This is a genomic window from Labrys wisconsinensis (assembly GCF_030814995.1).
Taxonomy (GTDB): Bacteria; Pseudomonadota; Alphaproteobacteria; order Rhizobiales; family Labraceae; genus Labrys; species Labrys wisconsinensis.
Window position 1 is genome coordinate 41,185 of record NZ_JAUSVX010000022.1, and the last position, 22,929, is coordinate 64,113.

A 22,929-nucleotide genomic window follows, 5' to 3' on the forward strand; every position below is an offset into this window, starting at 1 on the left:
TTTTTTCTCACCGCTTCATGCGGCTGTGACGAGGCTCACCTGCGGATCGAGGATGCAGGCCCAGGCATGGCCGGCCTCGCGCCGCAGCGTCGGCGGCGGGTCGGCGGCGCACTGCGCCTGTGCCGAGGGGCAGCGCGGATGGAACGGGCAGCCCGGCGGCAGGTCGATGGGGCTCGGCGGCTCGCCCCGCACCGGATCCTCCGGCAGGCGCCGGTCCGGGTCTATCTGCGGCACGGCACGCAGCAGGGCGGCGGTGTAGGGATGGCGCGGCGCGGCGAAGACGCGCTCCACCGGCCCTTCCTCGACGAGACGGCCGAGATACATCACCGCCACCCGGTCGCAGAGCCGCCGCACGATCGAGAGGTCGTGGGCGATGAAGATCAGCGCGAGGTCGCGCTGCGCCTTCATCTCGATGAACAGGTTGATGATCTGGCCCTGGATCGAGACGTCGAGCGCGGCGACGCATTCGTCGGCGACGATCAGCCGGGGCTCGACCGCCAGCGCCCGGGCGATGCCGACGCGCTGGCACTGGCCGCCGGACAGGGCCGCCGGGCGCCGCGAGGCCAGGTCCGGCTGCAGGCCGACCCGCCGCAGCAGCGCCGCCACCGCCTCGGCCTCGCCGCCGCGGGGCAGGTGGCCGTGCACGTGCAGCACCTCGCGCAGGGTCTCGCCGACGGTCATGCGCGGGTTGAGGGCGTTGTACGGGTCCTGGAACACCATCGCCGTCTCGCGCCGCAGCCGCGCCCGCGCGGCGCGGCCGCCCTCGGTGATGTCCTCGCCCGCGAAGGCGACATGGCCCGAGGTGATCGGCCCGAGGCCGAGGATGGCCCGGCCGAGCGTGCTCTTGCCGCTGCCGGATTCGCCGACGATGCCGAGCGTCTCGCCGGCCTCCAGCACCAGCGACACGCCGTTGAGCGCCTTGACGCTGCGCCGCCTCAGGCCCAGCGGGCCGCCGCCCGGGGCCGGGAAGTGCACGGTGAGGTCGTCGACCTCCAGGAGGTGCGGGCCCATGGTCATGCGCAGGCCTGCAGCGGCAGCAGGGGGGCATGGCAGGCCGCGGCGCGCCCGTCCTCGAACCGGCGGATCGCCGGCTCGTCCGTCTCGCAGCCGGCGATGCGATGGCCGCAGCGTGGATGGAAGCGGCAGCCCGGCGGCAGCGCATCCAGGGATGGCGGCTGGCCGGGGATGGTGGTGAGCAGGCCGGTGCCGCGGGCGGCCGGCTGGCAGGCGAGCAGGCCGGCCGTGTAGGGGTGGAGCGGCCGGCGCAGCAGCGCCCGGGCCGGGCCGCGCTCGCAGATGCGCCCGGCATACATCACCGCGATGGCGTCGCAGGTCTGCGCCACCACGCCGAGGTCGTGGGTGATCAGGATGATCGACAGGCCGCGCCGGTCGCGGATGTCCTTGAGCAGGCGCAGCACCTGCGCCTGGACCGTGACGTCGAGCGCGGTGGTCGGCTCGTCGGCGATCAGCACCGTCGGGCGGCAGGCCAGCGCCACCGCGATCATGGCGCGCTGGCGCATACCGCCGGAGAACTGGTGGGGATAGTCGTCGATCCGCCGGGTCGGGTCGGGGATGCCGACCTGGCGCAGGAGCTCGATCGCCTCGGTCCGCGCCTCGCGCCGCGACAGGGCGTCGTGCAGGCGCAGGCCCTCGCCGATCTGCTCGCCGATCCGCATGACCGGGTCGAGATGGCTGGCCGGGTCCTGGAAGATCATGCCGATGCCGCGCCCGCGCAGGGCCCGCATCTCCGCCTCCGGCAGCGCCGCGAGATCACGGCCCTGGAACAAGACCTCGCCGGCGGCGATGCGCAGCGAGGCGGCCGGCAGCAGGCGGATCAGGCCGCGGCAGGCCATGGTCTTGCCCGAGCCGCTCTCGCCGACGAGGCCGAGGATCTCGCCTTCGCCGAGATCGAAGGAGATGCCGTCGACGATGCGCCGCCCCGAGCCTTCGATGGCGAGACCGCGCACGCTGAGCACAGGCGCGGTCATTCCCGCGCTCCCAGGATTTCGCCGAGCCCGTCGCCGAACAGGCTGAAGCCGAGCGCCAGCAGCACGATGGCCAGGCCCGGGAAGACGGTGATCCACCAGGCCGTGGTGATGAAGCTCTGGCCCTCGAACACCATCACGCCCCATTCGGCCAGAGGCGGCTGCACGCCGAGCCCGAGATAGCTGATCGCCGCGCCGTTGAGCAGCACCAGCACGGCGTCCGACATGGCGAAGACGCAGGGCCCGACCAGGGCGTTCGGCAGGAGGTGGTGGAACATGATGCGCAGATGGCCGTAGCCGAGACTCCTGGCCGCCACTGCGAAATCGGCATGGCGCAGCACCAGGAGCTGGGCCCGCACCAGCCGGGCATAGGACACCCAGCCCACCAGGGCCATGGCGATGAAGAAGCTCGACAGCCCCGGCCCGAGGATCGCCAGGATCGCCAGCATCAGCACCAGGAAGGGGAAGGCGAGGACGATGTCGATCAGGCGCATGAACAGCGTGTCGACGAGGCCGCCGAAATAGCCGGCCAGCGTGCCGACCACCGTGCCGATGGCGAAGGGGAAGACGACGCCGAGCACCGCGATCTCAAGATCGATGCGCGCCCCGAAGATGATGCGCGAGAGGATGTCGCGCCCGAAATTGTCGGTGCCGAGCGGGTGCGCCAGGGTCGGCGCCTGCAGCCGCGCCGCCGCGTCCTGGACGATCGGGTCATAGGGCGCCAGCACCGGGGCGAGCGCCGCGACCGCGAGCCAGACGCCGAGAATCGCCGCGCCGATCGCCAGCGGCCCGACGCCGCCATGCGCCCGCCAGGCCGCGGGCAGGATGCCGGTCAGGCGGCGCGGGGCGGCGAGGGCGGGGGCGCTCACAGGCTCACCCGCGGGTCGACGGCGACGGTGAGGACGTCGGCCAGGATGTTGACGACCACGGTCGCCACCGCGAACATCATCGCCACGCCCTGCACCACCATGTAGTCGCGCGAGAAGATCGAGCGCACCAGGAGCTGGCCCATGCCGGGGATGGCGAAGACGCTCTCGATCACCACGGTGCCGCCGATCAGCCAGCCGATATTGACGGCGAGCAGGTTGATGGTCGGCACCAGCGAGTTGGGCAGCACGTGCCGGCGGAAGATCGCCGCCTCCGAGAGGCCGCGCGCCCGGGCGGCCACGGCATGGTTGGACCCCATCTGCGCGATCATCGCGGCGCGCAGGCTGCGCGCCAGCACCGCCGACAGCGCCAGGGCGATGGTGAGGCAGGGCAGCACCATATGCGCAAGCTTGTCGGCTAGGCTGTCGCCATAGCCCGCCACCGGCAGCACGCCCAGCTTGACGCTGAAGCCGATGATCAGCATCAGCCCGAGCCAGAACGGCGGGAAGCCGAGGCCGGCGGTCGAGACGACGCGGATGACGTGGTCGAGGACGCGGCCGCGGCTGCGCGCGGCGAGGCTGGCCAGCGGCACGGCGATCAGCAGCGCCAGCAGCGTGCTGCCGAGCACCAGCACCAGAGTCGGCTCGATGCGGTTGGCGGTGACCCGCAGCACGTCGATGCGGTAGACGATCGACGTGCCCATCTGGCCCTGCAGGAGGTTCTTCAGGAACAGGAAATATTGCACCCAGAGCGGCTCATCGAGGCCGAACTGGGCGCGGATCTTGGCGAGGGCGTCGGGGGTCGTGCGCGGCCCCAGCAGCAGCCGGGCGGGATCGCCGGGAATGGAGCGCACCAGCACGAAGGTGACGAGGCTGATGCCGAGCAGCACCGGCAGGAGCTGGAAGGGGCGGAAGAGCAGGAAGCGATAGCGGTGCATCCGGCCTCAGGCTCCTCCTCGATGGCGGCCGAGGAAGTCGAGCAGCACGGGATAGTAGGCGCCCGGCTCTTCGTAGAACGGCATGTGGCTCGAGTTCGGGAACACCGTCAGCCGCGCGTCCGGCAGGGCGCGCTTCATCCGCGCGGCGCAGGCCGGCGTCAGCTCGTCGTGCTGGCCGCAGGTGATCAGCACGGGCACCGTGATGCGCGGCAGGTCGGGCACGCGGTTCCAGTCCTTCAGGTTGCCGACATAGAGGAACTCGTTGGGACCCTGCATCGTCTCGTAGGGACCCATGTTCCAGTCATCGAGCGAGCGTCGGACCGGCGCCGGCCACTCCGCCAGACGGCAGACGTGACGATAGTTCAGGATGGTGATGGCGGCCAGATATTCGGGATGGGCGAGGCTGCCCTCGGCCTCGTGGCGCTGCATCATCGCCACCGTCTCCGGGCCGAGCGCGGCGCGCAGGCGCTCCAGCTCGGTGACGAGGTGCGGCATGTCGGCGACCGTGTCCTCCAGGATCAGGGTTTTCAACGCCTCGGGATGGGTGAGCGCATAGTCGATGGCGAGCCATCCGCCCCAGGAATGGCCGAGGAGGTGCACCTTGCCGAGGCCGAGGGCCCGGCGGACGGTCTCGGTTTCCGCGACATAGCGCTCGATGGTCCAGAGCGAGGCGTCCGTCGGCCGGTCGGAGGCGCCGGTGCCGAGCTGGTCGAAGGCGACGACGCGGTAGCCCTGGTCGATCAGGCAGGAATGCGCCTCCCGGAGGTAGTCGCAGGGCAGGCCCGGACCGCCATTGAGGCAGAACACCACCTCCTCGCCTGCGCCGAAGCTGTAGGCGACGACCTTGTGGCCGTCGACCTCGATCACATGCCGCTCGTCCGGCTCGATCTCACGCCACACGTCCGCATCTCCCCACTGTGGAACGAGGGTAGTCCGCGGCCGCGGCGCGAAACAGCTATCATTTCTGCTAGGGTCGCGATGGCCCTGGCCCCGATCCGGCGCCGCATTCCTCTTGCCGCAGTGCAACAAGCAAGGATAAGCTGGCTGATCGTGACGGCTGGAGGCCTCGATCAACCTGCACCGCAAGGATCTTGGACGCCGTGCTTGCGATCCCGGAGCTGACGACATCCCTGGAGCGGGGCGATAGCCTCGACGAGCGCATCGACGCGGCCTTCGCGCTGATGGAGCCGATGGGCTTCAATGCCCTGATCTACGACTATACGCCCGTGCCCTTCAGGCCGGACGGCACGATGATCAGCCCGTCGCTGCTGTGCCTGCGCCATGCGCCCGAGGACATGCACGAACTCTGGTGCCGGCGCGGCTACTATCTCATCGATCCGGCCCAGCAGGTCGCCGCCCGCAGCATCACGCCGTTCATCTGGTGCTACCGCCAGGATTCCGACACCGTCATCAATCGCATCATGAGCGAGGCCCACACCCCGGTGGTGCGCTATCTCCATGACACCGACATGACCTGCGGCGTCAGCGTGCCGATCCACATGCCCCGCGGCGACTATGCCACCGTGACGGCCGTGCGCTTCCACGCCGAGCGGGATTTCGAGCGGGCGGCGCAGGAGACGGTCGCCGATTTCGCCCTGCTCGCCCATGTCTTCCACGCCGCCGCCATGCCGCTCTACGACGAGGACGCGCTGGTCTGCCACGCCGCCCGCGTCACCGCGCGCGAGCGTCAGTGCCTGAAGCTCTCGGCCGAGGGGCTGACCGCCAAGGAGATCGCCCGCCGGCTCGACCGCTCGGTCGCCACCGTGGTGCTGCACCTCAACTCGGCCGCCCGGCGCCTGGGCGCGCGCAACCGCGTCCATGCCGTGACGCTGGCGGCGCATTACCGCCTGCTGGACGATTGACCCTATCGTTTCTTCTAGCTGCCCGCCGCCGCCGATCCCCACTAGGCTCGCTCGCGCAACCGAGCCAAGGGGGGAGGGCATGCAAGTCAGGGAAGGCCATGTGCCGTTCGGCGAGCACCGGACCTGGTATCGGGTGACCGGGGACCTCGCCTCGCCCAGGCTGCCGCTGGTGGTGGTGCATGGCGGGCCCGGCTGCACGCACGACTATGTCGATGCCTTGAAGGATGTCGCCGCCTCCGGCCGGGCCGTGATCCATTACGACCAGCTCGGCAATGGCCGCTCCACCCATCTGCCGGAAGTGCCGGCCTCGTTCTGGACGGTCGAGCTGTTCCTGGCCGAGCTCGACGCCCTCCTCGGCCATCTCGGCATTGCCGGGCGCTACGCCCTGTACGGCCAGTCCTGGGGCGGCATGCTCAGCGCCGAGCACGCCGTGCGCCGCCCGGCCGGGCTGAAGGCGCTGGTCATCGCCAATTCCCCCTCCGCCATGCCCGTCTGGGTGGCGGAGGCCAACCGCCTGCGCCGCGACCTGCCGGAGGACGTGCAGCGCACGCTGCTGGCGCATGAGGCGGCGGGGACGACCGCGTCGCCCGATTATGTCGCGGCCTCGCGGGTGTTCTACGCCCGCCATGTCTGCCGTCTCGACCCGTGGCCGCCCGAGGTGACGCGCACCTTCGAGGCGATGGACGCGGACCCCACCGTCTATCTCGCCATGAACGGGCCGACCGAGTTCCACGTCATCGGCTCGCTCAAGGACTGGACCATCGTCGACCGGCTGCATCAGGTCATGGCGCCGACCTTCGTCATCTCCGGCCGCCACGACGAGGCGACGCCGCTGGTCGTCGCGCCCTATGCCGAACGCATCCCCGGCGCGACCTGGCGCATCTTCGAGCACTCGAGCCACATGCCGCATGTGGAGGAACGGGCGGATTGCGTGGAAGCGGTCTGCGCCTTCCTGGCCGGGCACGACGGGTAGAACGAACCATGGTATGAGTATGCCGAGGGTGTCACCGTTGGAGGCGACATGGGCGCTGCGATCTCGATCCTGGCAGGTGTGTTTGCCGGCGTGGCTCTGATAGCAGCTGCCGCTTGGCTCTCCATCGCCTGGGAGCGCCGCAGCAGATTGCGGAAGCGGTCTTGGCTGGCGCCGCCGTCCGGCAATGTCGATACGGGGCCGAGCGTTGGGGGTGGCTAAGGCAGCGCCTGGAAATGACTGCGTCCTGATATGAGCAAGCCCTCCGCGGATAAGCTCGGAGTGCAAGGCAGTCTGCTGACGACCGCACGCAGACCGGTGACGGTCGACGAGATCCTGATCGCGCTCCAGATGAGACACGTGCAACCCCTCTCCCGGCCGGGAGAGGGGCAGGGGTGAGGGTCTAAACGTATCACCAGAGAAGTACGGGTCTACGAAACGAGGCGCCAAAACTTTCGACCTTTCCAGTAAAGTCTAACCCCTCACCCCTGCCCCTCTCCCGGCCGGGAGAGGGGTTGCGCACGTTACTTCAAGTCATTTATGCACAAGCCCTCGCGGAGCGGTATCCTCGTGCGAGGCAACGGATCCGGCGCATCCCGGACTCGCCCCCGCTCGCAAGTTTTAATTTGAAAGTCCGATATTATTTGGCTTTAATATCGAAATAGACGATTGGTGCCGATGAACCTCGACGCGATCCGCAGCTTCCTCCACGTGGCCGAGACCGGCAGCTTCAGCCTGGCGGCCACGCGCCTGCGGGTCATGCAGTCGACGATCAGCGGCCGCATCCAGACCCTGGAGGAGGAGCTGGGCTGCCTGCTGTTCAGCCGCGGCCGCGGCGGCGCCGAGCTGACGCCGGCCGGGCTCGACTTCCGCGCCCATGCCGAGAAGATCGTCCAGACCTGGGACCAGGCGCGCCAGCAGGTCGCCCTGCCGCCCGGCTATACCGGAACCTTCCGCTTCGGCGGCCCGGTGGCGCTGCAGGACCGGCTCAACATCGCCTGGGTGCTGTGGATGAAGCAGCACGCCCCCGGCATCGCGCTCCAGCTCGAGGCCGGCTATTCCGACGTGCTGATCGACAGCATCGCCTCGCGGATGATGGACGCGGCGATGATGTACCTGCCGCGCCAGCGCCCGGGACTGGTGATCGAGGAGTTTCGGCAGGAAGACCTGGTCCTGGTCCGGCATCCCGATCTCACCGGTCCCTGGCAGGCCAATTTCGTCTTCATCGACTGGGGGCACGAGTTCCGCACCAGCTATAGCGAGGCGTTTCCGGACATCGCGGCCCCGGCCATCTCCGTCGGCCTGGGCGCGCTCGGCCTGCAATATCTGCTCGCCCTCAAGGGCGCCGCCTATCTGCCGCTCGGCCTGGTGCGCCCGCTGATCGCCGAAGGGCGCCTGGCTGGGGTCGCCGAGGCGCCCGCCTTCCGCCGCCCGATCTATCTCGTCTATCCCACCCAGAGCCGCGATCCGGATCTTCTGGCCCTGGCGCTGTCGGGGCTCCGACAGGTCGCGGCCACGGTGGACGAGCCGGGACCGTGACCCCTCCTGGAATGGTGCCCGTGAAGCACGACGTCATCCTGCGCAATGCCACGCTGATCAACGGCAGCGGCTTTCCCGGGTTCACCGGCGACCTCGCCATCGACGGCGACCGGATCGCCGCGATCGGCGATCTCTCCGCGGCCTCGGCGGAGCAGGACATCGATGTCGGCGGCAAGGTGGTCGCGCCCGGCTTCATCGACGTGCACACCCATGACGACGGGGCGCTGCTGACGCCCGACGGCATGGTGCCGAAGATCAGCCAGGGCGTCACCACGGTCATCGCGGGCAATTGCGGCATCAGCCTGGCCCCGCTCAGGCTCTCCGCCGCGCCGCCGCCGCCCTTCACGCTGGTCGGTGGCCGGGAGAATTTCCGGTTCGACCGCTTCGCCGACTATGTCGCGGAACTGCGCCGGCTCGGCACCGCCACCAACGCCGCCCTCCTGGTCGGGCACACGACGCTGCGCCAGCGCGTCATGCCGAGGGTCGACCGGCCGGCCGACGCGGCCGAGATCGCGCTGATGCAGGCGGAGGTCGAGACCGCCATGGCCGAGGGCGCCTTCGGCCTCAGCACCGGCCTCGACTATCCCCCGGCCGTCGCCTCCTCGACCGCCGAGGTCAAGGCCCTGGCGCGCACCGCCGCGCGCCTCGGCGGCCCCTATGTCACCCATGTCAGGAACTATTTCGAGACGCTGGAGGAGGCGATCGAGGAGGCGATCGACATTGCCGACGATGCCGGCGGCAAGCTGGTCATCTCGCACCACCAGGCGACGGGGCGCGGCAATTTCGGCAAGAGCGGCCCGACCCTGGAGCGGATCGACGCGGCGCGCCGCGACATCGACATCGCCATGGATGTCTACCCCTATGCCGCGACCTCGACGGTGCTGCGCCTCGACCGGTGCGACACCGGCCTGCGCATCCTGATCACCTGGTCCGACAGCTTCCCGGAGATGGCGAACCGCGAGATCAGCGACATCGCCCGCGAATGGAACTGCAGCGAGCGCGCGGCGGGCGAGCGGCTGCTGCCGGCTGGCGCGGTCTATTTCCAGCTCGACGAAGCCGATGTGCGGCGCATCCTCGCCCATCCCCGCACCATGGTCGGGTCTGACGGCCTGCCGCACGACAAGCATCCGCATCCGCGCCTGTGGGGCACCTTTCCCAGGGTGCTCGGCCATTATGTCCGCGACGTCGGGCTGTTCGGGCTGGAGGAGGCGGTGTTCCGCATGACGGGGCTGCCGGCGCGGGAATTCGGCATCGATCGCCGCGGCCGCCTGACGGCAGGGCATTTCGCCGACATCGTCGTCTTCGACCCCGCGACGGTGGCGGACCGGGCGACGTTCGAGCAGCCGCAGCAGGCCGCCGCCGGCATCGAGCTGGTGTTCGTCAACGGCTCCCTCGTCTGGCGGGACGGCCGTGCCACCGGCGCCCGGCCGGGGCACGTGCTGCGGCCGCTGCCCGCCGCCCGGCGCGGCATCGCCGAGACGGCGGGCGAGGGCGGCCTCGCCTGCTGTGTTCAGAGCACGTCGTAGAGGCCGTCGATCGTCGCCAGGGTGTAGGGGAACTCGATCGGCCGCGAGCAGCGCCAGGCCGCATGCGGCTGTCCCCGCAACGCCTTCAACGCTTCCCCGGTCCGCAGCACGCCGCCGCCATAGAGCCGGTTGGCCATGTCGAGCATGGCGGTGCGGTGCATGGCGTCCGTCCGGCTGCCGCAGGCCTCCTTCACCAGCCAGACGCGATAGCTCCGGAACACCGCGTCGAACACGCTGGCGCGGACGCAGCTGTCGGTCCAGACGCCGACCGTGACGATGTTCTCGGCGCCCAGGCGGCGGAGGCGCTCGTCCAGGTCGGTGTCGTGGAAGGCGCTGGGCCAGCGCTTGCGGATCACGGTCTCGCCCTCAAGCGGGGCGACCTCCTCGCAGATCCCGGCGCCGTCGCTGCCGGCGACCGCCGAGCGCAGGTCGTCGGTCAGGCTGGCCTCGAGCAGGGGATAATGCTGCCGGTCCTCTTCCCCGACCCAGGCCTGGACATGGATGACCGGCACGCCGCCGGCGCGGGCGGCGGCGATGACCGCAGAGGCGTTGGCGAGAATCCGGTCATAATCCTCGACGGGATAGATGCAGGCGGCGCGATACTCGTTCTGGAGGTCGATGCTGAGGACCACGGTGGAGCGGGGCGGCAGGGCAGGAGCGTCGGGCATCAGGGCTCACGTCTCGTCGAAGGTTGTGACGAACTGCACGAGCAGGCGCACCGCCGCGTCGAGGTCGGCGGCGTCCATGCTCTCATCGGGATTGTGGCTGCCGTTGCGGTTGCGCACGAAGACCATGGCGCTGGGGACGTCGGCGCCGGCGAAGGCGGCGGCGTCGTGGCCGGCGCCGCTCGGCAGCCGCGGCGCCGGCAGGCCGGCGCGGACCGCCGCGGCCTCCAGCCTGTCGACCAGGCCGGGCGCCATCCGGGCCGGGGCCCAGGTGAAGGCCGGCCCGAGCTCGAAGCGCACGCCGCGCCTGGTGGCGACCTCGGCGCAGATGCGTCGCAGGCTCGCGCGCAGGCGGTCGAGCACGGCCTGGTGCTCGCTGCGCAGGTCCAGGGTGAAGCGCAATTCGCCGAGGACGCGGCTGCCGCCATGCTGGGTCGGATCGGACTCCACCCGGCCGATGGTGATCGTCGCCTCGGACCCCTCCGCCTCCAGGGCGTCCCATTCCGCTTCGAGCCCCCGCACCAGGTCGGTGAAGCCGAGGACGGCGTCGCGCCGGGCAAAGCGCGGCTCGGCGCCGGAATGGCCATAGGCCCCGAAGCAGGCGGCATCGACATGGCGGACGCCGCCGGCGATGGCGGTGACGAGGCCGACCGGGCAGCCCTTTGCCAGGAGGCGCGGCCCCTGCTCGATATGCACCTCGACGAAGGCGGCGATGGCGCCGGCTGGGATCTGCGGCACGCCGCGCCGGATCGGCTCGGGGTCGAAGCCGGCCTCCAGCATGTGCTGGCCCAGCGTCCGTCCGGTGTCGGAGCGCCGGGCCTCGAGCGCTGCGGGCGGCAGCCGGCCGAGGGCCGCCTCGCTGCCGGGATAGGAGAGCGGGAACCAGGCCGCCTCTTCCGCCCGGATCGCCATGACGACGAGGTCGCGGCGCGGCACGAAACGCGCTTCGGCAAGGTCCGACAGCACGGCCAGCCCGGCCAGGACGCCGGCCGCGCCGTCATAATTGCCGCCATGCGGGACGCTGTCGAGGTGCGAGCCGATGACCAGGGCCGGCAGGCCGCGCTCGTGGCCGGGGAGCGTCAGATAGAGATTGCCGGCCGCATCGACGCGAGCGAGCGCGCCGAGCGCCTCTCCTTCGCGGCGCACGCGGTCATGGGCGCCCTGCTCGCGCGCGCCATAGGCCTCGCGCGTCACGCCGGGCGGATCGGCCGAGGCCTGCGCCAGCTCGGCCAGGAGCCGTCGCGTCAGGCGCTCGCTGCGCGTCAGAGGGCGGTCCGGCATCAGGCGACCGGCCCCGCACGCTCGGCGATCAGGCCGTATTCGCTCGGCCGGCGATAGCGGGCGAAGTCGAAATTGACCCGCCGGCAGGTATCGATCAGGCCGAGATCGGCGCGATGGACGATGACCTCGTCGTCGACCGACACGGCCAGCGCCGCGATCTCCCCGGTCGGGGCGATGATGCAGGAGCCGCCGATCAGGGCCTGCCCTTCCTCCACGCCGGCCTTGGCCGCGGCGGCCACCCAGACCGTGTTCTGGTAGGCGCCGGCCTGCATCGGCAGATGGTTGTGGAACATGCGCAGATGATCGAGGGTCGGTGCCTCCGCCAGCACCGCCGGCGTGTTGTAGCCGATCAGCACCACCTCGGCGCCGTTGAGGCACAGCATCCGGTAGGTCTCCGGCCAGCGCCGGTCGTTGCACAGGGCGAGCCCGATGCGCGCGCCGCGATAGGCAAAGACGGGGAAGCCGAGATTGCCGGGCTCGAAATAGCGCCGCTCGAGATGGACCGTCGTGCCGGCTTCCGACGCCTCCGAGCCGGGAAGGTGGATCTTGCGGTAGCGCCCGACCAGGCTGCCGTCGGCGTCGACGAGGTCCATGGTGTTGAAGCGCCGCTTGCGGCCGTCCTCGTCGGCGATCTCGGAATAGCCCAGCGCAAAGCCGAGCCTGAGCCGGCGCGCCGCGTCGAACAGAGGCTGCGTCTGCGGCCCCGGCACCCGCTCCTCGTAGAAGCCTTCGATCTCGCTCTCGTCCAGCGTCCAGCGCGGGAAGAAGGTGGTCAGCGCCATTTCCGGGAAGACGGCGAGCTCGGCTCCGGCGGCTGCCGCCCGTTCCAGGAGATGGACCAGCCGGCCCACGGTCTCGGCGCGGGTGGCGCTGCGCTGAACCGGGCCGGTCTGGCAGACGGCCAGCGTCAGATGTCGATCCATGGTGTCGTGTCCTCGAGAGGCTTGTTGAAACTGCCGGCTTCCGCGCGGCTGCGCGGCACGAAGCGGCCGGAAGGAGAGGCGGGTTGCAGGACGCCGTCGGCCACGACCGGGATGCCGCGGACGAGGGTGGTGACGGGCTTGCCGGTGAGGTCCAGCCCCTCATAGGGCGTGAAGTCGACGCCGGAATGGAGGTCGTCGCGGCGCACCCGCCAGCGCCGCTGCGGATCCCAGAGCGCCAGGTCGGCGTCGAGGCCGACGGCGATCCGCCCCTTGGCATGCGCGAGGCCGTAGAGATCGGCGGCGGCGCGGCTCGCGAGGTCGAGATAGCGCTGAAGCGTCAGGCGGCCGGTCAGGAGCCCTTCGGAGAACAGGATCGGCAGCCGCGTCTCCAGGCCCGGCACGCCGCTGACCGCCTTGTGGAAGGCAGGCGCGGCGGCGTCGGGCAGCTTGTCGGCGAGGCGGTAGGGCGAATGGTCCGACGACCACAGGCCGAGATCGCCTGCCGCCAGCGCCTGCCACAGATGCGCCTGGCTGGCGCTGGAGCGCGGCGGCGGCGAGAAGACGAAGCGGGCGGCGTCGATGGCCGGCCGGTCGAGATCGGCCGCGGTGAGGAGCAGGTATTGCGGGCAGGTCTCGCCGATCACGTCGGCGCCGCGCCGGCGCCCTCGCGAAACTTCCTCTGCCGACTGGGCGCAGGAGACGTGGACCACCACCAGCCGGGCGCCGGCGATCTCGGCCAGGGTGATGGCCCGGTGCGTGGCCTCGCGCTCGATCGCCTCGGCATGCGCGACCGCGTGGTAGCGCAGCGCCGTCCGGCCGCTCTCGACCAGGCGCTGCTGCGTGCGGCGGATGGCGGCGTCGTTCTCCGCATGGACCATGACGATCATGCCTTCCGCCCGCGCCGCGTCCATCACGCCGAGCAGCCGGTCGTCGGAGACGGCGAAGCCCTCATAGGTCATGAAGGCCTTGACCGAGGGGACGCCGCGCTCGGCCAGCCGGGCGAGCTGCGCGCCGACATCGCCGCCGGTGCCTTCGGTGACGACGCCGTGCAGGCCGTAATCGACGAAGGACCGCCCGGCGGCGCAGGCGAGCGAGCGGTCGAGGGCCTGGAGCGCGGTCATGCCGGGGCCGGGCATGGCGAAGGGCACCACGCAGGTGGTGCCGCCGAAGGCGGCGGTGATCGTGCCGGAGCCGAAATCGTCGGCCGTGTCGGCGCCGCCCCAGGACGGCTGGTCGAGGTGGCAATGGGCGTCGATGCCGCCCGGCAGCACCCAGAGCCCGGAGGCCTCGATCGTCTCGGCGCCGGCAAGGCCTGCCCCGAGCGCGGCGATCCGCCCGCCCTCGATGCCGATATCGACCTCGGCCCAGCCCGTGTCGAGCGCGACGCGCCCGCCTTTGATCACCCTCTCATGCATCGACGGTCCTCTCATCCTTGGTGGGACCGGCCTCGTCGATCGCGAAGACCGGGGCCATCGCCAGCAAGTGCTCGCGCGGCAGGTGGCAGGCGATGCTGTGGTCCGGCGCGAAGCTCTGGACCGGCGGCGGCAGCCGGTCGCAGGTGCCGGCGATGACATGCGGGCAGCGGGTCGAGAACGGGCAGCCGGGCGGCGGGTCCGAGGGCGAGGGGAGCTCGCCGGTCAGCAGCACCCGGCGCTTGCTCACCCGGGGATCGGCGATCGGAACGGCCGACAGCAGCGCCTCGGTATAGGGATGGTAGGGCGGGGCGAAGATGTCCGGCGTCCGGCCCTGCTCCATGATCCGGCCGAGATACATCACGACGACGCGGTCGGAGAGATAGCGCACGACGGAGAGGTCGTGGCTGATGAACAGGAGGGTCGTGCCCTCCTGGCGCTGGATGTCCATCAGGAGCTCGGTCACCGCGGCCTGCACCGAGACGTCGAGGGCGGAGACCGGCTCGTCCGCCACCACCAGGGCGGGATTGCCGGCAAAGGCCCGGGCGATGCCGACGCGCTGCTTCTGGCCGCCGGAGAGCTGGCGCGGCCGGCGCTCGGCGAATTCCCGCGGCAGCTTGACCAGGTCGAGCAGTTCGAAGACGCGCTGCCGGATCCGGGCCTCGTCGGTCTCGACCCCGAACTTGCGGATGACGCGGGCGATCTGGGCGCCGACGGTGTGGCTGGGGTTGAGCGTGTCGAACGGGTTTTGGAAGATCATCTGCAGGCTGCGGATGGTGCGGGCGCTGCGGCGTCCCACCGGCAGCCGGCCAAGCTCCAGGCCCGCCAGGGTGATCGAGCCGGACGTCGCCTGGTCGAGGCCCATCAGGATCTTGGCGAAGGTCGACTTGCCGCAGCCGGACTCGCCGACGATTGCCACGGTCTCGCCGCCGCGTGCCTCGAAGCTCACGTCCTGGTTGGCCCGCACGCGCTCGTAGCGCTTGCTGAGGTCGTCGACCCGCAGGATCACCTCGCCCGGCACTACCGCCGGCCGGCCGGCGCCGCGGGCGGCGGCATCGGCCCAGGCGATCTCGTCGACCCGCAGGCAGCGCGAGGCATGGTCGGGCTCGCCCGCCAGCCCCGCCATCGGCACCGGGGCGGCGTCGCAGCGCCCGCCGGCGAAAAATTCGCAGCGCGGCCCGAAGCTGCAGCCCGGCGGCCGGGCCAGGGGCGGCGGCAGCTGGCCCGGGATCGCCAGCAGCGGGCGGCTGTTCTTGTCGGCGCCGGGCACCGGGATCGAGGCGAACAGGCCGCGCGTATAGGGGTGGCGCATGCCGCCGAACACGGCGCGCACCGGCCCGGTCTCCACCGCCTCGCCGGCATACATCACGGTGATGCGCTCGCAGGTCTCCAGCACCAGCCCGAGATTGTGGGAGATGTAGAGCATCGCCGTGCCGTGCTGGGCCGAGATCTCGCGGATGAGGTCGACGATGCCCGCCTCCACCGTGACGTCGAGCGCGGTGGTCGGCTCGTCGAGCAGCAGCACCTTGGGGTTGGACAGGAGCGCCATGGCGATGACGACGCGCTGCTGCTGCCCGCCCGAGATCTGGTGGGGATAGGCGCTGAGGATGCGCTCGCAATCGGCGAGGCGCACGCGCTCCAGCATCGCCTTCGCCCGGGCCATCGCCTCCGCCGGCGATACGCCCTCGTGATGGATCGGCACCTCGGCGAGCTGCTCGCCGATGGTCATGGCCGGATTGAGGGAGGCCATCGGCTCCTGGTAGATCATCGCGATCTCGGCGCCGCGGACCCGGCGCAGCTCCTCCGCGCCCATGGCGAGCATGTCGCGCCCCTGGAACAGGATCTGGCCGCCGACGATGCGGCCGGTCCGGCCGAGATAGCGCATCACCGCCAGGGCGATGGTGGACTTGCCGCAGCCGGACTCGCCGACGAGCCCATGGGCTTCGCCGGGCATCAGCTTCAGGTTGAAGTCGACCACCGCCGGGACCTCGCCCGCCCGCGTGGCATAGGAGATCGAGACGTTCCGGCACTCCAGGATCGGAATGGCTGCCGCGGCCGGGCTGGTGTCCATGGTGCCCTCTCAGTCCCGCAGGCTCATTTCGCGCAACCCGTCGGCCATCAGGTTGAAGCCGAGGATCAGGCTGGAGACCGACAGCGCCGGCACGATCAGCATGTAGGCGAATTTCCACAGCAGGGCGGCGGTGGCGGCCTCCTTGATCATCAGGCCCCAATCCGGGTCCGGCGGCTGCAGGCCGAGGCCGAGGAAGGTCAGGGTGGTGATGGCGACCGTGGTGTAGCCGAGGCGCAGGCAGGCATCGACGATGATCGGCCCGCGCACATTGGGCAGGAGCTCCACCACCATGATCCAGACGGGATGCTCGCCCCGGGTCTGCGCCGCGTGGATATAGTCGCGCGACCGCGCGTCCAGGGTCAGCCCGCGGACGATGCGCATCACCGCCGGGGCCGACGAGCAGGTGACGGCGATGATGATGTTGAAGCCGCTCTGGCCGAGCGTGTTCAGCACCAGGATGAACAGCACCATCACCGGGAAGGAGAGGAGGACGTTGCCGAGGAAGGAGACCACCTCGTCCCACCAGCCGCCGAGATAGCCGGCGACGAGGCCGAGCGCGGCGCCGACGACATAGGCCGCCGTCGTCGCGGTGATGCCCCAGACCAGCACGCGCTGGCAGCCCCAGATGGTGCGCGACAGCACGTCCCGGCCGCGCATGTCGGCGCCGAGCAGGAAGGTGACGCCGTTCCGGACCGTGCCCGGCGGCGCATAGGGGGCGAGCGGCTTGTTCGGGTCCGGCAGCGGCAGGTAGGGCGCCGCCACCGCCATCAGCAGCCAGAAGAACACCAGGGTGGCGCCGATGATCGTCACCCAGGACTCGCGCCAGGCGTGCAGCGCCATGGCGTAGAGCGCGATCACGGCCGGGATGGCGGGCAGCAGCACGTAGTCGTCGAGCCGTCCGAGGGAGCGGCCGAGCATCACATGGGCCATCAGGGGCAGCCAGACCAGGGCGAGGAGGGCGACGACCCGTCGAGGGGTGGCGAGCCGAAGCGGCGGCTTGACGAGGCTCTGTTCGGCGCTGGCGGTCATCGCGATGCTCCTAGCCGAACCGCACGCGCGGGTTGAGGATGACGTAGCCGATGTCGGACAGGAGCTGCGACATGACGGCGACGAAGACCGCCACCAGCGTCGCCGCCTGCACCACCTGGATGTCGCCATACATGGTCGCGTCGAACAGCATCCGGCCAAACCCGGAATATTGGAAGAACACCTCGACGACGACCACCTCCGACAGGAGCCAGTTGAGCTGCAGGAAGATCAGGGTGAACGGCACGATCAGCGCGTTCCGGAGCGCGTGGCGCAGGATCACCCGGCGGTAGGGCAGGCCCTTGAGGATGGCGGTGCGGATGTAGTGCGAGGTCATGACCTCGGCCATGGCGGCCCGGGTCATGCGCACGACATAGCCGATGTCGTAGAGCAGCAGCGTCAGGAGCGGCAGCAGCAGCTCGCGGAACGACCAGCCATTGACCATGGCGGACTTGGTCGGCACCCAGTTGAGGCCGAGCGCCAGCACCACCGTCAGCAGCACCGCCGTGGCGATCTGCGGGATCGAGGTGGTGATGACGGCGAAGATGGAGATCACCCGGTCCAGGATCGAGCCCTCGCGCATCCCGGCAAGCACGCCCAGCGTCAGCGACACCGGGATCATGATGAGGAAGACGAAGCCGGCCAGGATCGCGGTGTTGGCCAGCCTTTCCTTCAGCAGGGTCGAGACCTCGACGTTCTTCTCGATCGAGCGGCCGAGGTCGCCGCGGAAGATGGCACCGATCCATTCGACATAGCGCGTGGCGAAGGGCGCGTTCAGCCCCTTCTTGTCCAGCCAGGCCTGGTAGTCCTGCTCCGACAGGGTCGCGACCCCGAAGCCGCCCAGTTCCGAGACCGCGACCTTCCTGCGGAACTGGTCGCTGTCGAAGATGGCGAACAGCGCCAGGGTGACGACCGCCATGATCAGCAGCATCTGGGCCAGCCGGCGGACGATGAGATGTGCCATGCGCTCCGATCCGCGCCCCGCCGCGGGGGCGGCGGGGCGGAGTGGGGGACTGCTTACGAAGTATCCGCGAACAAATGCGTCACCTGAGGCGCGCGACCCCTCTCCCAGTCGGGAGAGGGGTTTCCCGCGCCACCTTCATTTCATTTGTTCGCCGATACTTCCTTGCGTCAGCTCATCCAGACCTTGGTCAGCTGCATCTGGCGGGCGGGGTGGGGCTTGTAGCCGTGCACCTTGGCGGAGGCCAGGTTGTAGACCGGGCGCCAGAGCGGCTCGACCATCACCGCCGCGTCCTGGAGGATCCGCTCGACCTTCTCCATCTTGGCCTTGCGCTCGGCGACGTCGATGGTCGCCTCGGCCTCCGACAGGGCCTTGTCGAACTCCGGGTCCGAGAAATGGCTCTCGTTCCACGGCACGCCGGTGCGGTAGGCCTGGGCCAGCGCCATGGTGCCGAGCGGGCGATGCGCCCAGGACGTGGCGCCGAACGGGGTCTTGTCCCAGACCTCCCAGAACTTGGTGGTCGGCATCACGTTGACGGCAAGGTTGATGCCCACATCTTTCAACTGGTCGCGCAGGGCCTCGCACACCGCCTGATGCCAGGGGCCGTCGGTGTTGCCGACGTCGATGGTGAGGTCCAGGCCCTTTTCATAGCCGGCTTCCTTCAGCAATTGCTTGGCGCCCTCGACGTCGCGGGCGAGCTCGGGAAGCGGGAAATAGTCGGGATGGACCGGGGCGACGTGGAAATTGTAGGCGACGCCGCCGCCTTCGGGGAAGACCAGGGCCTTGACGGCGGCATTGTCGACCGCCTTGACGATCGCCCGCCGGACGCGGATGTCGTCGAAGGGCTTGGCGTCGACCTGCATGCGGCAGCACAGGGTCTGGGCCGTCTCGACGGAGAGGATCTGGGCGCCGTCGATCGACCGGGCCAGCTCGAGCTGCTCGACCGTCAGCTCGTAGATCGCATCGACGCTGCCGGAGGCGAGCGCGGCGGTCTGGTTGTCCTGCTCGTAATTGTAGAAATGGATCTCGTCGAGATAGACATCGCCGCCCCAGTAGCGGAAATCCTTGCCGTCGGTGGTCTTGGCGACGCGCTTGAGGACGCAGCGCTCGCCGACCTTCAGCTCCGCCAGCGTATAGGGCCCGGTGCCGATCGGATGGTCGGAGAACGGCGCCTTGAACGAGGGATGCACGATCAGGGCGGGATATTCGGCGCAGTCCTCGGCCACCGACAGCACCGGCTTCGACAGGTTGAGGCGCAGCGTGTGGCTGCCGACGACCTCGACGCCGTTCCTGGCGGGCTTGCGCACCGGCTTGCCCTTGGCGTCCTTGTCGCCGGTCGCCTCGGCCAGCGCCCCGAAGGTCGACAGGCCGAGATTGGACGAGCCATTGGCCGAATCCGTCCAGCGGCGGATGTTCCAGGCGATGTGGTCGGCGGTGAGCTCCTCGCCATTGTGCCACATCACGCCCTTGCGGACATGCAGCGTCCAGGTCTTGAGGTCCGCCGACGGCTCCCAGGCCTCGATCAGCATCGGCCGGACGATATTGTCCGGGCCGACCATGGTCATGTACTCGATGATCGGCCGCGACTGGTTCGACATCTCGTTCCAGCTATAGGTCGCCGGATCCTCCATCTTGGCGACGATCTGGCCGACGCGCAGCGTGCCGCCGGCCTTGGCCGCGGGATCGGCCGGCGGGAAGGGCAGGCTGTCGGCCGCCAGGGCCGGCGACGGGAGGCCGGCCATGGCATAGGCGGCGCTCGCGCCGACGCCGAGCAGCGCGGCGAAGCGGATGAACTCGCGGCGATCCATCTGCCCCTTGCCGAGCTGCTCCTTCAGCCCGGGAAGCAGGGAATGCTCTTTGATATCGGTCATGTCGTTCCCCTCGTCTGATCTTCGATATTTGATCATTGATCTCTGGTCTCGGCCGCGGCCGGCTCTTGGAGGCCGGCTCGCGCTGTCCGTTCCGCGCCCGGCGGAGCGGGATCGTCGTCCGGCGGCGGGTCAGGCCGCCGCCACCACCATGATCTCCACGCGGTAGGCGTCGCCGGCGAGGCGCGCCTCGACGGTGGCCCGGACCGGCATGGCGGCCGGGTCGATCCAGCGGTCCCAGACGCTGTTCATCAGCTCGAAATCGGCGATGTCCCGGAGCCAGATCACGGCGCTGAGCAGCTTGGACTTGTCCGAGCCGGCGAGCTGGAGATAGCGCTCGATCTTGGCCAGGGTGTCGCGCGTCTGCTGCACGGTGTCGCCCGAGGTGTCGTCCGCCGTCATGCCGGAGAGGTAGACGGTGCCGTTATGGCTGAGGGCGCGGCAATAGCGTGTGCCGTTTTCGAAGCGCGTGATGGTCATGGCGTGAGGTCCGGTTGGGGAGAAGCGGGGCCGCCGCGGCGCAGGCGCCCCGGCGACAGGTCCGAGAGGGAAAGGCCCAGCGCCGTCAGGTCGTCCGGCAGCCGCCGGTCGCGGATCAGCGCGGCGCAGGCGCGGGAGAGGGCGGGCGAGGTCTTGATGCCGTAGCCGCCTTGCCCGGCCAGCCAGAAGAAGCCTTCGGCGGCCTCGTCCGGCCCGACGACCGGCGAGCCGTCGGCGGCGAAGGTGCGCAGCCCGGCCCAGGCATGGGAGACGCGGCCGACCGTCAGCACCGTCGCTCGTTCCAGCCGGTCGGCGCCGATGGCGACGTCGAGATCGTCGGGATAGGCGTCCATCGGCGGGCTCGGCGTCGCGTCGGCCGGCGAGACGAAGAGCTGGCCCGCATCGGGCTTGAAGTAGAACTCCTCGCCGACATCGTTGACCAGGGGCCAGCCGGCGATATCCATGCCCGCCGGCACCGGGATGTTGAAGGCCGTGCGCCGCTTCGGCACCAGCCCGAGGGCGGGCACGCCGGCCAGCTCCGCGACCGCGTCCGCCCAGGCCCCCGCGGCGTTGACGACGATGGGCGCCGAGAAGCGGCCGGCCGGCGTGGTCACGCTCCAGCGCCCGCCCTCTCGCGCGATCGCCTCCACCTCCGCCTTGACGAGGATGCGGGCGCCGCGGGCCCTGGCGGCCCTCAGGAAGCCCTGGTGCAGGCCGTTGACATCGAGATCCCTGGCGTCGGGTTCGAGGATGGCGCCGGCCACGTAGTCCGGCCGCAGGACCGGGGCCCGGGCGATCGCCTCGGCGGGGTCGATCGCCACGATCGTCGGCACCAGAGCGCGGGCGCGCTCCAGCTCCAGCGCCAGCAGCGCCACCTGGTCGGCGCGGGCGATGGTGAGCATGCCGCGCGGGCTGAGCAGCGGGTGGTCGCAGAAGCCGGCAGGCGGATCGGTGAGGAAGGCCCGGCTCGCCATGGCCAGACGGCGGATGACGCCGTTGCCGTAATTCTCGGTGAAGCTCGCGGCCGACCGTCCGGTGGCGTGGATGCCGCATTGGCTCTCCCGCTCCAGGAGGATGACGGAGCCGAGGGCGGCGAGCTCATAGGCCGCGCCCGCGCCGGCGATGCCGCCGCCGACGACGAGGACGTCCGCCGTGCCGGTCTCGGCGGCGCTCATGCCGCGAGCGCCTGGGTCAGGTCGGCGATCAGGTCCTCCGCCGCCTCGATGCCGACCGACAGCCGCAGCAGGTCCGGCGGCGTGTGGCTCTGCGGCCCTTCCATGCCGCGCCGGATCTCGATCACCGTCTCCAGCCCGCCGAAGGAGATCGCCTGGCGGATGGTCCGGACCGCGCCGGCGACGCGATGCGCCGCGGGCTCGCCGCCGGCGACGCGGAAGGAGAGCATGCCGCCGAAGCCGCTGGACATCTGCGTCGCGGCCAGCCCATGGCCGGGATGGCTCGCCAGGCCGGGATAGAGCACCTCGACCACGCCGGCATGGTCCTGCAGCATGCCGGCGATCGCCAGGGCGTTGCGGCAGATCGTCTCCATCCGCAGCTTGAGCGTGCGCATGCCGCGCAGCAGCAGCCAGGCCTCGAACGGCCCGAGCACGGCGCCGTAATCGTTGCGGATCGCCGCCAGCCGGCGCAGCAGCGCCCCCTGTCCGGGCGCCGCGACCAGGGCGCCGGCGACGACGTCGGCATGGCCGTTGAGATATTTGCTGCCGGAATGCAGGACGAGGTCGACGCTCCGTTCGATCGGGCGGGTGAGGATCGGCGTCGCCACCGTGTTGTCGGCGACGACCAGGGCGCCGCAGCCATGCGCCAGCTCGCTGACGGCCGAGATATCCGAGACGTGCCAGAGCGGATTGGCCGGCGTCTCGATCCAGACGAGGTCGGCCGGACGCGCATCCAGGATCGCCTTCAGTCCGGCAAGGTCGCCATAGTCGGCCTCGGTGACGGCGAGGCCCCAGGCGGCGCCGTGGGTCGCCAGCCAGTGGCGCAGGCCGGAATAGAGCCGCGTCGGCACCACGACATGGGCGCCCGGCCGCAGCGTGTGCAGGGCCGCGGTCGCCGCCGCCATGCCCGAGGAGAACAACAGGCCGCCTTCGCCGCCCTCCAAGGCCGCGAGCAGCGCCTCCGCCTGCAGGAAGGTCGGGTTGTCGTCGCGGGTGAAGCTGCGCCCGGCGCGGCCGAGATCGGCCGGGTCGCGCAGGAAGGTCGTGGCCGGGCGGATCGCCGGCCCGAGCGCGTCGGTCTCCTCGTCGATCCAGCCCAGGGCCTGCGCCAGCAGGGTCTGCGGGGTGAGGGCAGGGGGCGTGTGAGACATCAGGCCTTCTCTCGACCGGCACGATCTCGGAAAGTTTCACTCTATGGCACCATCATGCATTTGAAAATTGAATTTGTCGCGCATTTAATATCGGCAAAGCAGATGCATTTTTAGCCAGGCTGGTCGGCCGCGATGGCCGGGGCGGCGGGGAGCGCGGCATCGCCGGTGCCGCGGCGCAGGCTGCGGAGCCGTGTCGGCGGCCCGCGCCGGCCGCCCTTCGCCGCGGATGAGGA

The 22,929-nt window shown here is 70.5% G+C and carries 20 protein-coding genes; 4 read left to right on the top strand and 16 right to left on the bottom strand.

Annotated elements, in window-relative coordinates; genetic code table 11:
• Positions 1-15 precede the first annotated feature (15 nt).
• From QO011_RS36795 to QO011_RS36815, 5 genes are read right to left on the bottom strand one after another with little or no spacing between them, the layout of a single operon-like run.
• A complete protein-coding gene (locus QO011_RS36795) occupies positions 16-1,017 on the bottom strand; it encodes an ABC transporter ATP-binding protein (RefSeq protein WP_370882066.1) in 1,002 nt (333 codons plus the stop codon).
• Entirely contained in the window at positions 1,014-1,988 is a 975-nt protein-coding gene (locus QO011_RS36800) for an ABC transporter ATP-binding protein (protein WP_307283841.1), read from the bottom strand. Before QO011_RS36800 ends, QO011_RS36795 begins: the two co-directional genes overlap by 4 nt.
• Entirely contained in the window at positions 1,985-2,821 is an 837-nt protein-coding gene (locus tag QO011_RS36805) for an ABC transporter permease (RefSeq protein ID WP_307284037.1), read from the bottom strand. Before QO011_RS36805 ends, QO011_RS36800 begins: the two co-directional genes overlap by 4 nt.
• A 29-nt stretch (positions 2,822-2,850) precedes the next feature.
• The gene (locus tag QO011_RS36810) at positions 2,851-3,789 is read right to left on the bottom strand and encodes an ABC transporter permease (protein ID WP_307283844.1); all 939 of its coding nucleotides are present in this window, start codon (positions 3,787-3,789) and stop codon (positions 2,851-2,853) included.
• 6 nt (positions 3,790-3,795) lie between these two features.
• The gene (locus QO011_RS36815; protein WP_307283846.1) at positions 3,796-4,689 is read right to left on the bottom strand and encodes a proline iminopeptidase-family hydrolase; all 894 of its coding nucleotides are present in this window, start codon (positions 4,687-4,689) and stop codon (positions 3,796-3,798) included.
• Positions 4,690-4,877: 188 nt separating this feature from the next.
• Here QO011_RS36815 and QO011_RS36820 point away from each other — a divergent pair, with 188 nt between their 5' ends.
• From QO011_RS36820 to QO011_RS36835, 4 genes are all read left to right on the top strand, one after another.
• A complete protein-coding gene (locus QO011_RS36820; protein ID WP_370882067.1) occupies positions 4,878-5,651 on the top strand; it encodes a LuxR family transcriptional regulator in 774 nt (257 codons plus the stop codon).
• Positions 5,652-5,730: 79 nt separating this feature from the next.
• On the top strand, positions 5,731-6,624 hold the full coding sequence (locus QO011_RS36825) for a proline iminopeptidase-family hydrolase (protein ID WP_307283851.1): 894 nt from the start codon (positions 5,731-5,733) through the stop codon (positions 6,622-6,624).
• 675 nt (positions 6,625-7,299) lie between these two features.
• Complete coding sequence (locus QO011_RS36830) at positions 7,300-8,160, top strand: LysR family transcriptional regulator (protein ID WP_307283854.1); 861 nt, start codon at positions 7,300-7,302, stop codon at positions 8,158-8,160.
• Entirely contained in the window at positions 8,157-9,686 is a 1,530-nt protein-coding gene (locus tag QO011_RS36835; RefSeq protein WP_307283856.1) for an N-acyl-D-amino-acid deacylase family protein, read from the top strand. The genes QO011_RS36830 and QO011_RS36835 overlap by 4 nt, the downstream gene beginning before the upstream one ends.
• Here the strand turns inward: QO011_RS36835 and QO011_RS36840 are convergent.
• From QO011_RS36840 to QO011_RS36890, 11 genes are all read right to left on the bottom strand, one after another.
• A complete protein-coding gene (locus tag QO011_RS36840) occupies positions 9,671-10,354 on the bottom strand; it encodes a cysteine hydrolase family protein (RefSeq protein ID WP_307283858.1) in 684 nt (227 codons plus the stop codon). The genes QO011_RS36835 and QO011_RS36840 overlap by 16 nt on opposite strands.
• 6 nt (positions 10,355-10,360) lie before the next feature.
• Entirely contained in the window at positions 10,361-11,632 is a 1,272-nt protein-coding gene (locus QO011_RS36845) for a hydantoinase/carbamoylase family amidase (protein ID WP_307283860.1), read from the bottom strand.
• Positions 11,632-12,555, bottom strand: coding sequence for a nitrilase-related carbon-nitrogen hydrolase (locus QO011_RS36850; protein ID WP_307283862.1), 924 nt, complete (start codon positions 12,553-12,555; stop codon positions 11,632-11,634). Before QO011_RS36850 ends, QO011_RS36845 begins: the two co-directional genes overlap by 1 nt.
• On the bottom strand, positions 12,540-13,970 hold the full coding sequence (gene hydA, locus QO011_RS36855; RefSeq protein ID WP_307283865.1) for a dihydropyrimidinase: 1,431 nt from the start codon (positions 13,968-13,970) through the stop codon (positions 12,540-12,542). The genes QO011_RS36850 and hydA overlap by 16 nt, the downstream gene beginning before the upstream one ends.
• Entirely contained in the window at positions 13,963-16,038 is a 2,076-nt protein-coding gene (locus tag QO011_RS36860) for a dipeptide ABC transporter ATP-binding protein (RefSeq protein WP_307283866.1), read from the bottom strand. The genes hydA and QO011_RS36860 overlap by 8 nt, the downstream gene beginning before the upstream one ends.
• A gap of 9 nt (positions 16,039-16,047) precedes the next feature.
• On the bottom strand, positions 16,048-17,067 hold the full coding sequence (locus tag QO011_RS36865; RefSeq protein ID WP_307283869.1) for an ABC transporter permease: 1,020 nt from the start codon (positions 17,065-17,067) through the stop codon (positions 16,048-16,050).
• A gap of 10 nt (positions 17,068-17,077) precedes the next feature.
• Positions 17,078-18,028: an ABC transporter permease gene (locus tag QO011_RS36870; protein ID WP_307283871.1), complete on the bottom strand. Its 951-nt coding sequence runs from the start codon at positions 18,026-18,028 to the stop codon at positions 17,078-17,080.
• Between the two features lie 167 nt (positions 18,029-18,195).
• The gene (locus QO011_RS36875) at positions 18,196-19,896 is read right to left on the bottom strand and encodes an ABC transporter substrate-binding protein (RefSeq protein ID WP_307283873.1); all 1,701 of its coding nucleotides are present in this window, start codon (positions 19,894-19,896) and stop codon (positions 18,196-18,198) included.
• Positions 19,897-20,025: 129 nt separating this feature from the next.
• Positions 20,026-20,373: a RidA family protein gene (locus tag QO011_RS36880; protein WP_307283878.1), complete on the bottom strand. Its 348-nt coding sequence runs from the start codon at positions 20,371-20,373 to the stop codon at positions 20,026-20,028.
• Complete coding sequence (locus QO011_RS36885) at positions 20,370-21,548, bottom strand: NAD(P)/FAD-dependent oxidoreductase (protein WP_307283881.1); 1,179 nt, start codon at positions 21,546-21,548, stop codon at positions 20,370-20,372. The genes QO011_RS36880 and QO011_RS36885 overlap by 4 nt, the downstream gene beginning before the upstream one ends.
• Positions 21,545-22,696, bottom strand: a complete 1,152-nt coding sequence (locus QO011_RS36890; RefSeq protein ID WP_307283884.1) for a trans-sulfuration enzyme family protein — start codon at positions 22,694-22,696, stop codon at positions 21,545-21,547. The genes QO011_RS36885 and QO011_RS36890 overlap by 4 nt, the downstream gene beginning before the upstream one ends.
• Between the last annotated feature and the right edge of the window lie 233 nt (positions 22,697-22,929).

Bases quoted from the DNA above. Each gene is read 5' to 3' on its own strand.
- QO011_RS36880 (WP_307283878.1), bottom strand. From the start codon at position 20,373: ATGACCATCACGCGCTTCGAAAACGGCACACGCTATTGCCGCGCCCTC.
- QO011_RS36885 (WP_307283881.1), bottom strand. From the start codon at position 21,548: ATGAGCGCCGCCGAGACCGGCACGGCGGACGTCCTCGTCGTCGGCGGC.
- QO011_RS36830 (WP_307283854.1), top strand. From the start codon at position 7,300: ATGAACCTCGACGCGATCCGCAGCTTCCTCCACGTGGCCGAGACCGGC.
- QO011_RS36810 (WP_307283844.1), bottom strand. From the start codon at position 3,789: ATGCACCGCTATCGCTTCCTGCTCTTCCGCCCCTTCCAGCTCCTGCCG.
- QO011_RS36845 (WP_307283860.1), bottom strand. From the start codon at position 11,632: ATGCCGGACCGCCCTCTGACGCGCAGCGAGCGCCTGACGCGACGGCTC.
- QO011_RS36825 (WP_307283851.1), top strand. From the start codon at position 5,731: ATGCAAGTCAGGGAAGGCCATGTGCCGTTCGGCGAGCACCGGACCTGG.
- QO011_RS36865 (WP_307283869.1), bottom strand. From the start codon at position 17,067: ATGACCGCCAGCGCCGAACAGAGCCTCGTCAAGCCGCCGCTTCGGCTC.
- QO011_RS36795 (WP_370882066.1), bottom strand. From the start codon at position 1,017: ATGACCATGGGCCCGCACCTCCTGGAGGTCGACGACCTCACCGTGCAC.
- QO011_RS36850 (WP_307283862.1), bottom strand. From the start codon at position 12,555: ATGGATCGACATCTGACGCTGGCCGTCTGCCAGACCGGCCCGGTTCAG.
- QO011_RS36890 (WP_307283884.1), bottom strand. From the start codon at position 22,696: ATGTCTCACACGCCCCCTGCCCTCACCCCGCAGACCCTGCTGGCGCAG.
- QO011_RS36800 (WP_307283841.1), bottom strand. From the start codon at position 1,988: ATGACCGCGCCTGTGCTCAGCGTGCGCGGTCTCGCCATCGAAGGCTCG.
- QO011_RS36870 (WP_307283871.1), bottom strand. From the start codon at position 18,028: ATGGCACATCTCATCGTCCGCCGGCTGGCCCAGATGCTGCTGATCATG.
- QO011_RS36875 (WP_307283873.1), bottom strand. From the start codon at position 19,896: ATGACCGATATCAAAGAGCATTCCCTGCTTCCCGGGCTGAAGGAGCAG.
- hydA (WP_307283865.1), bottom strand. From the start codon at position 13,970: ATGCATGAGAGGGTGATCAAAGGCGGGCGCGTCGCGCTCGACACGGGC.
- QO011_RS36860 (WP_307283866.1), bottom strand. From the start codon at position 16,038: ATGGACACCAGCCCGGCCGCGGCAGCCATTCCGATCCTGGAGTGCCGG.
- QO011_RS36840 (WP_307283858.1), bottom strand. From the start codon at position 10,354: ATGCCCGACGCTCCTGCCCTGCCGCCCCGCTCCACCGTGGTCCTCAGC.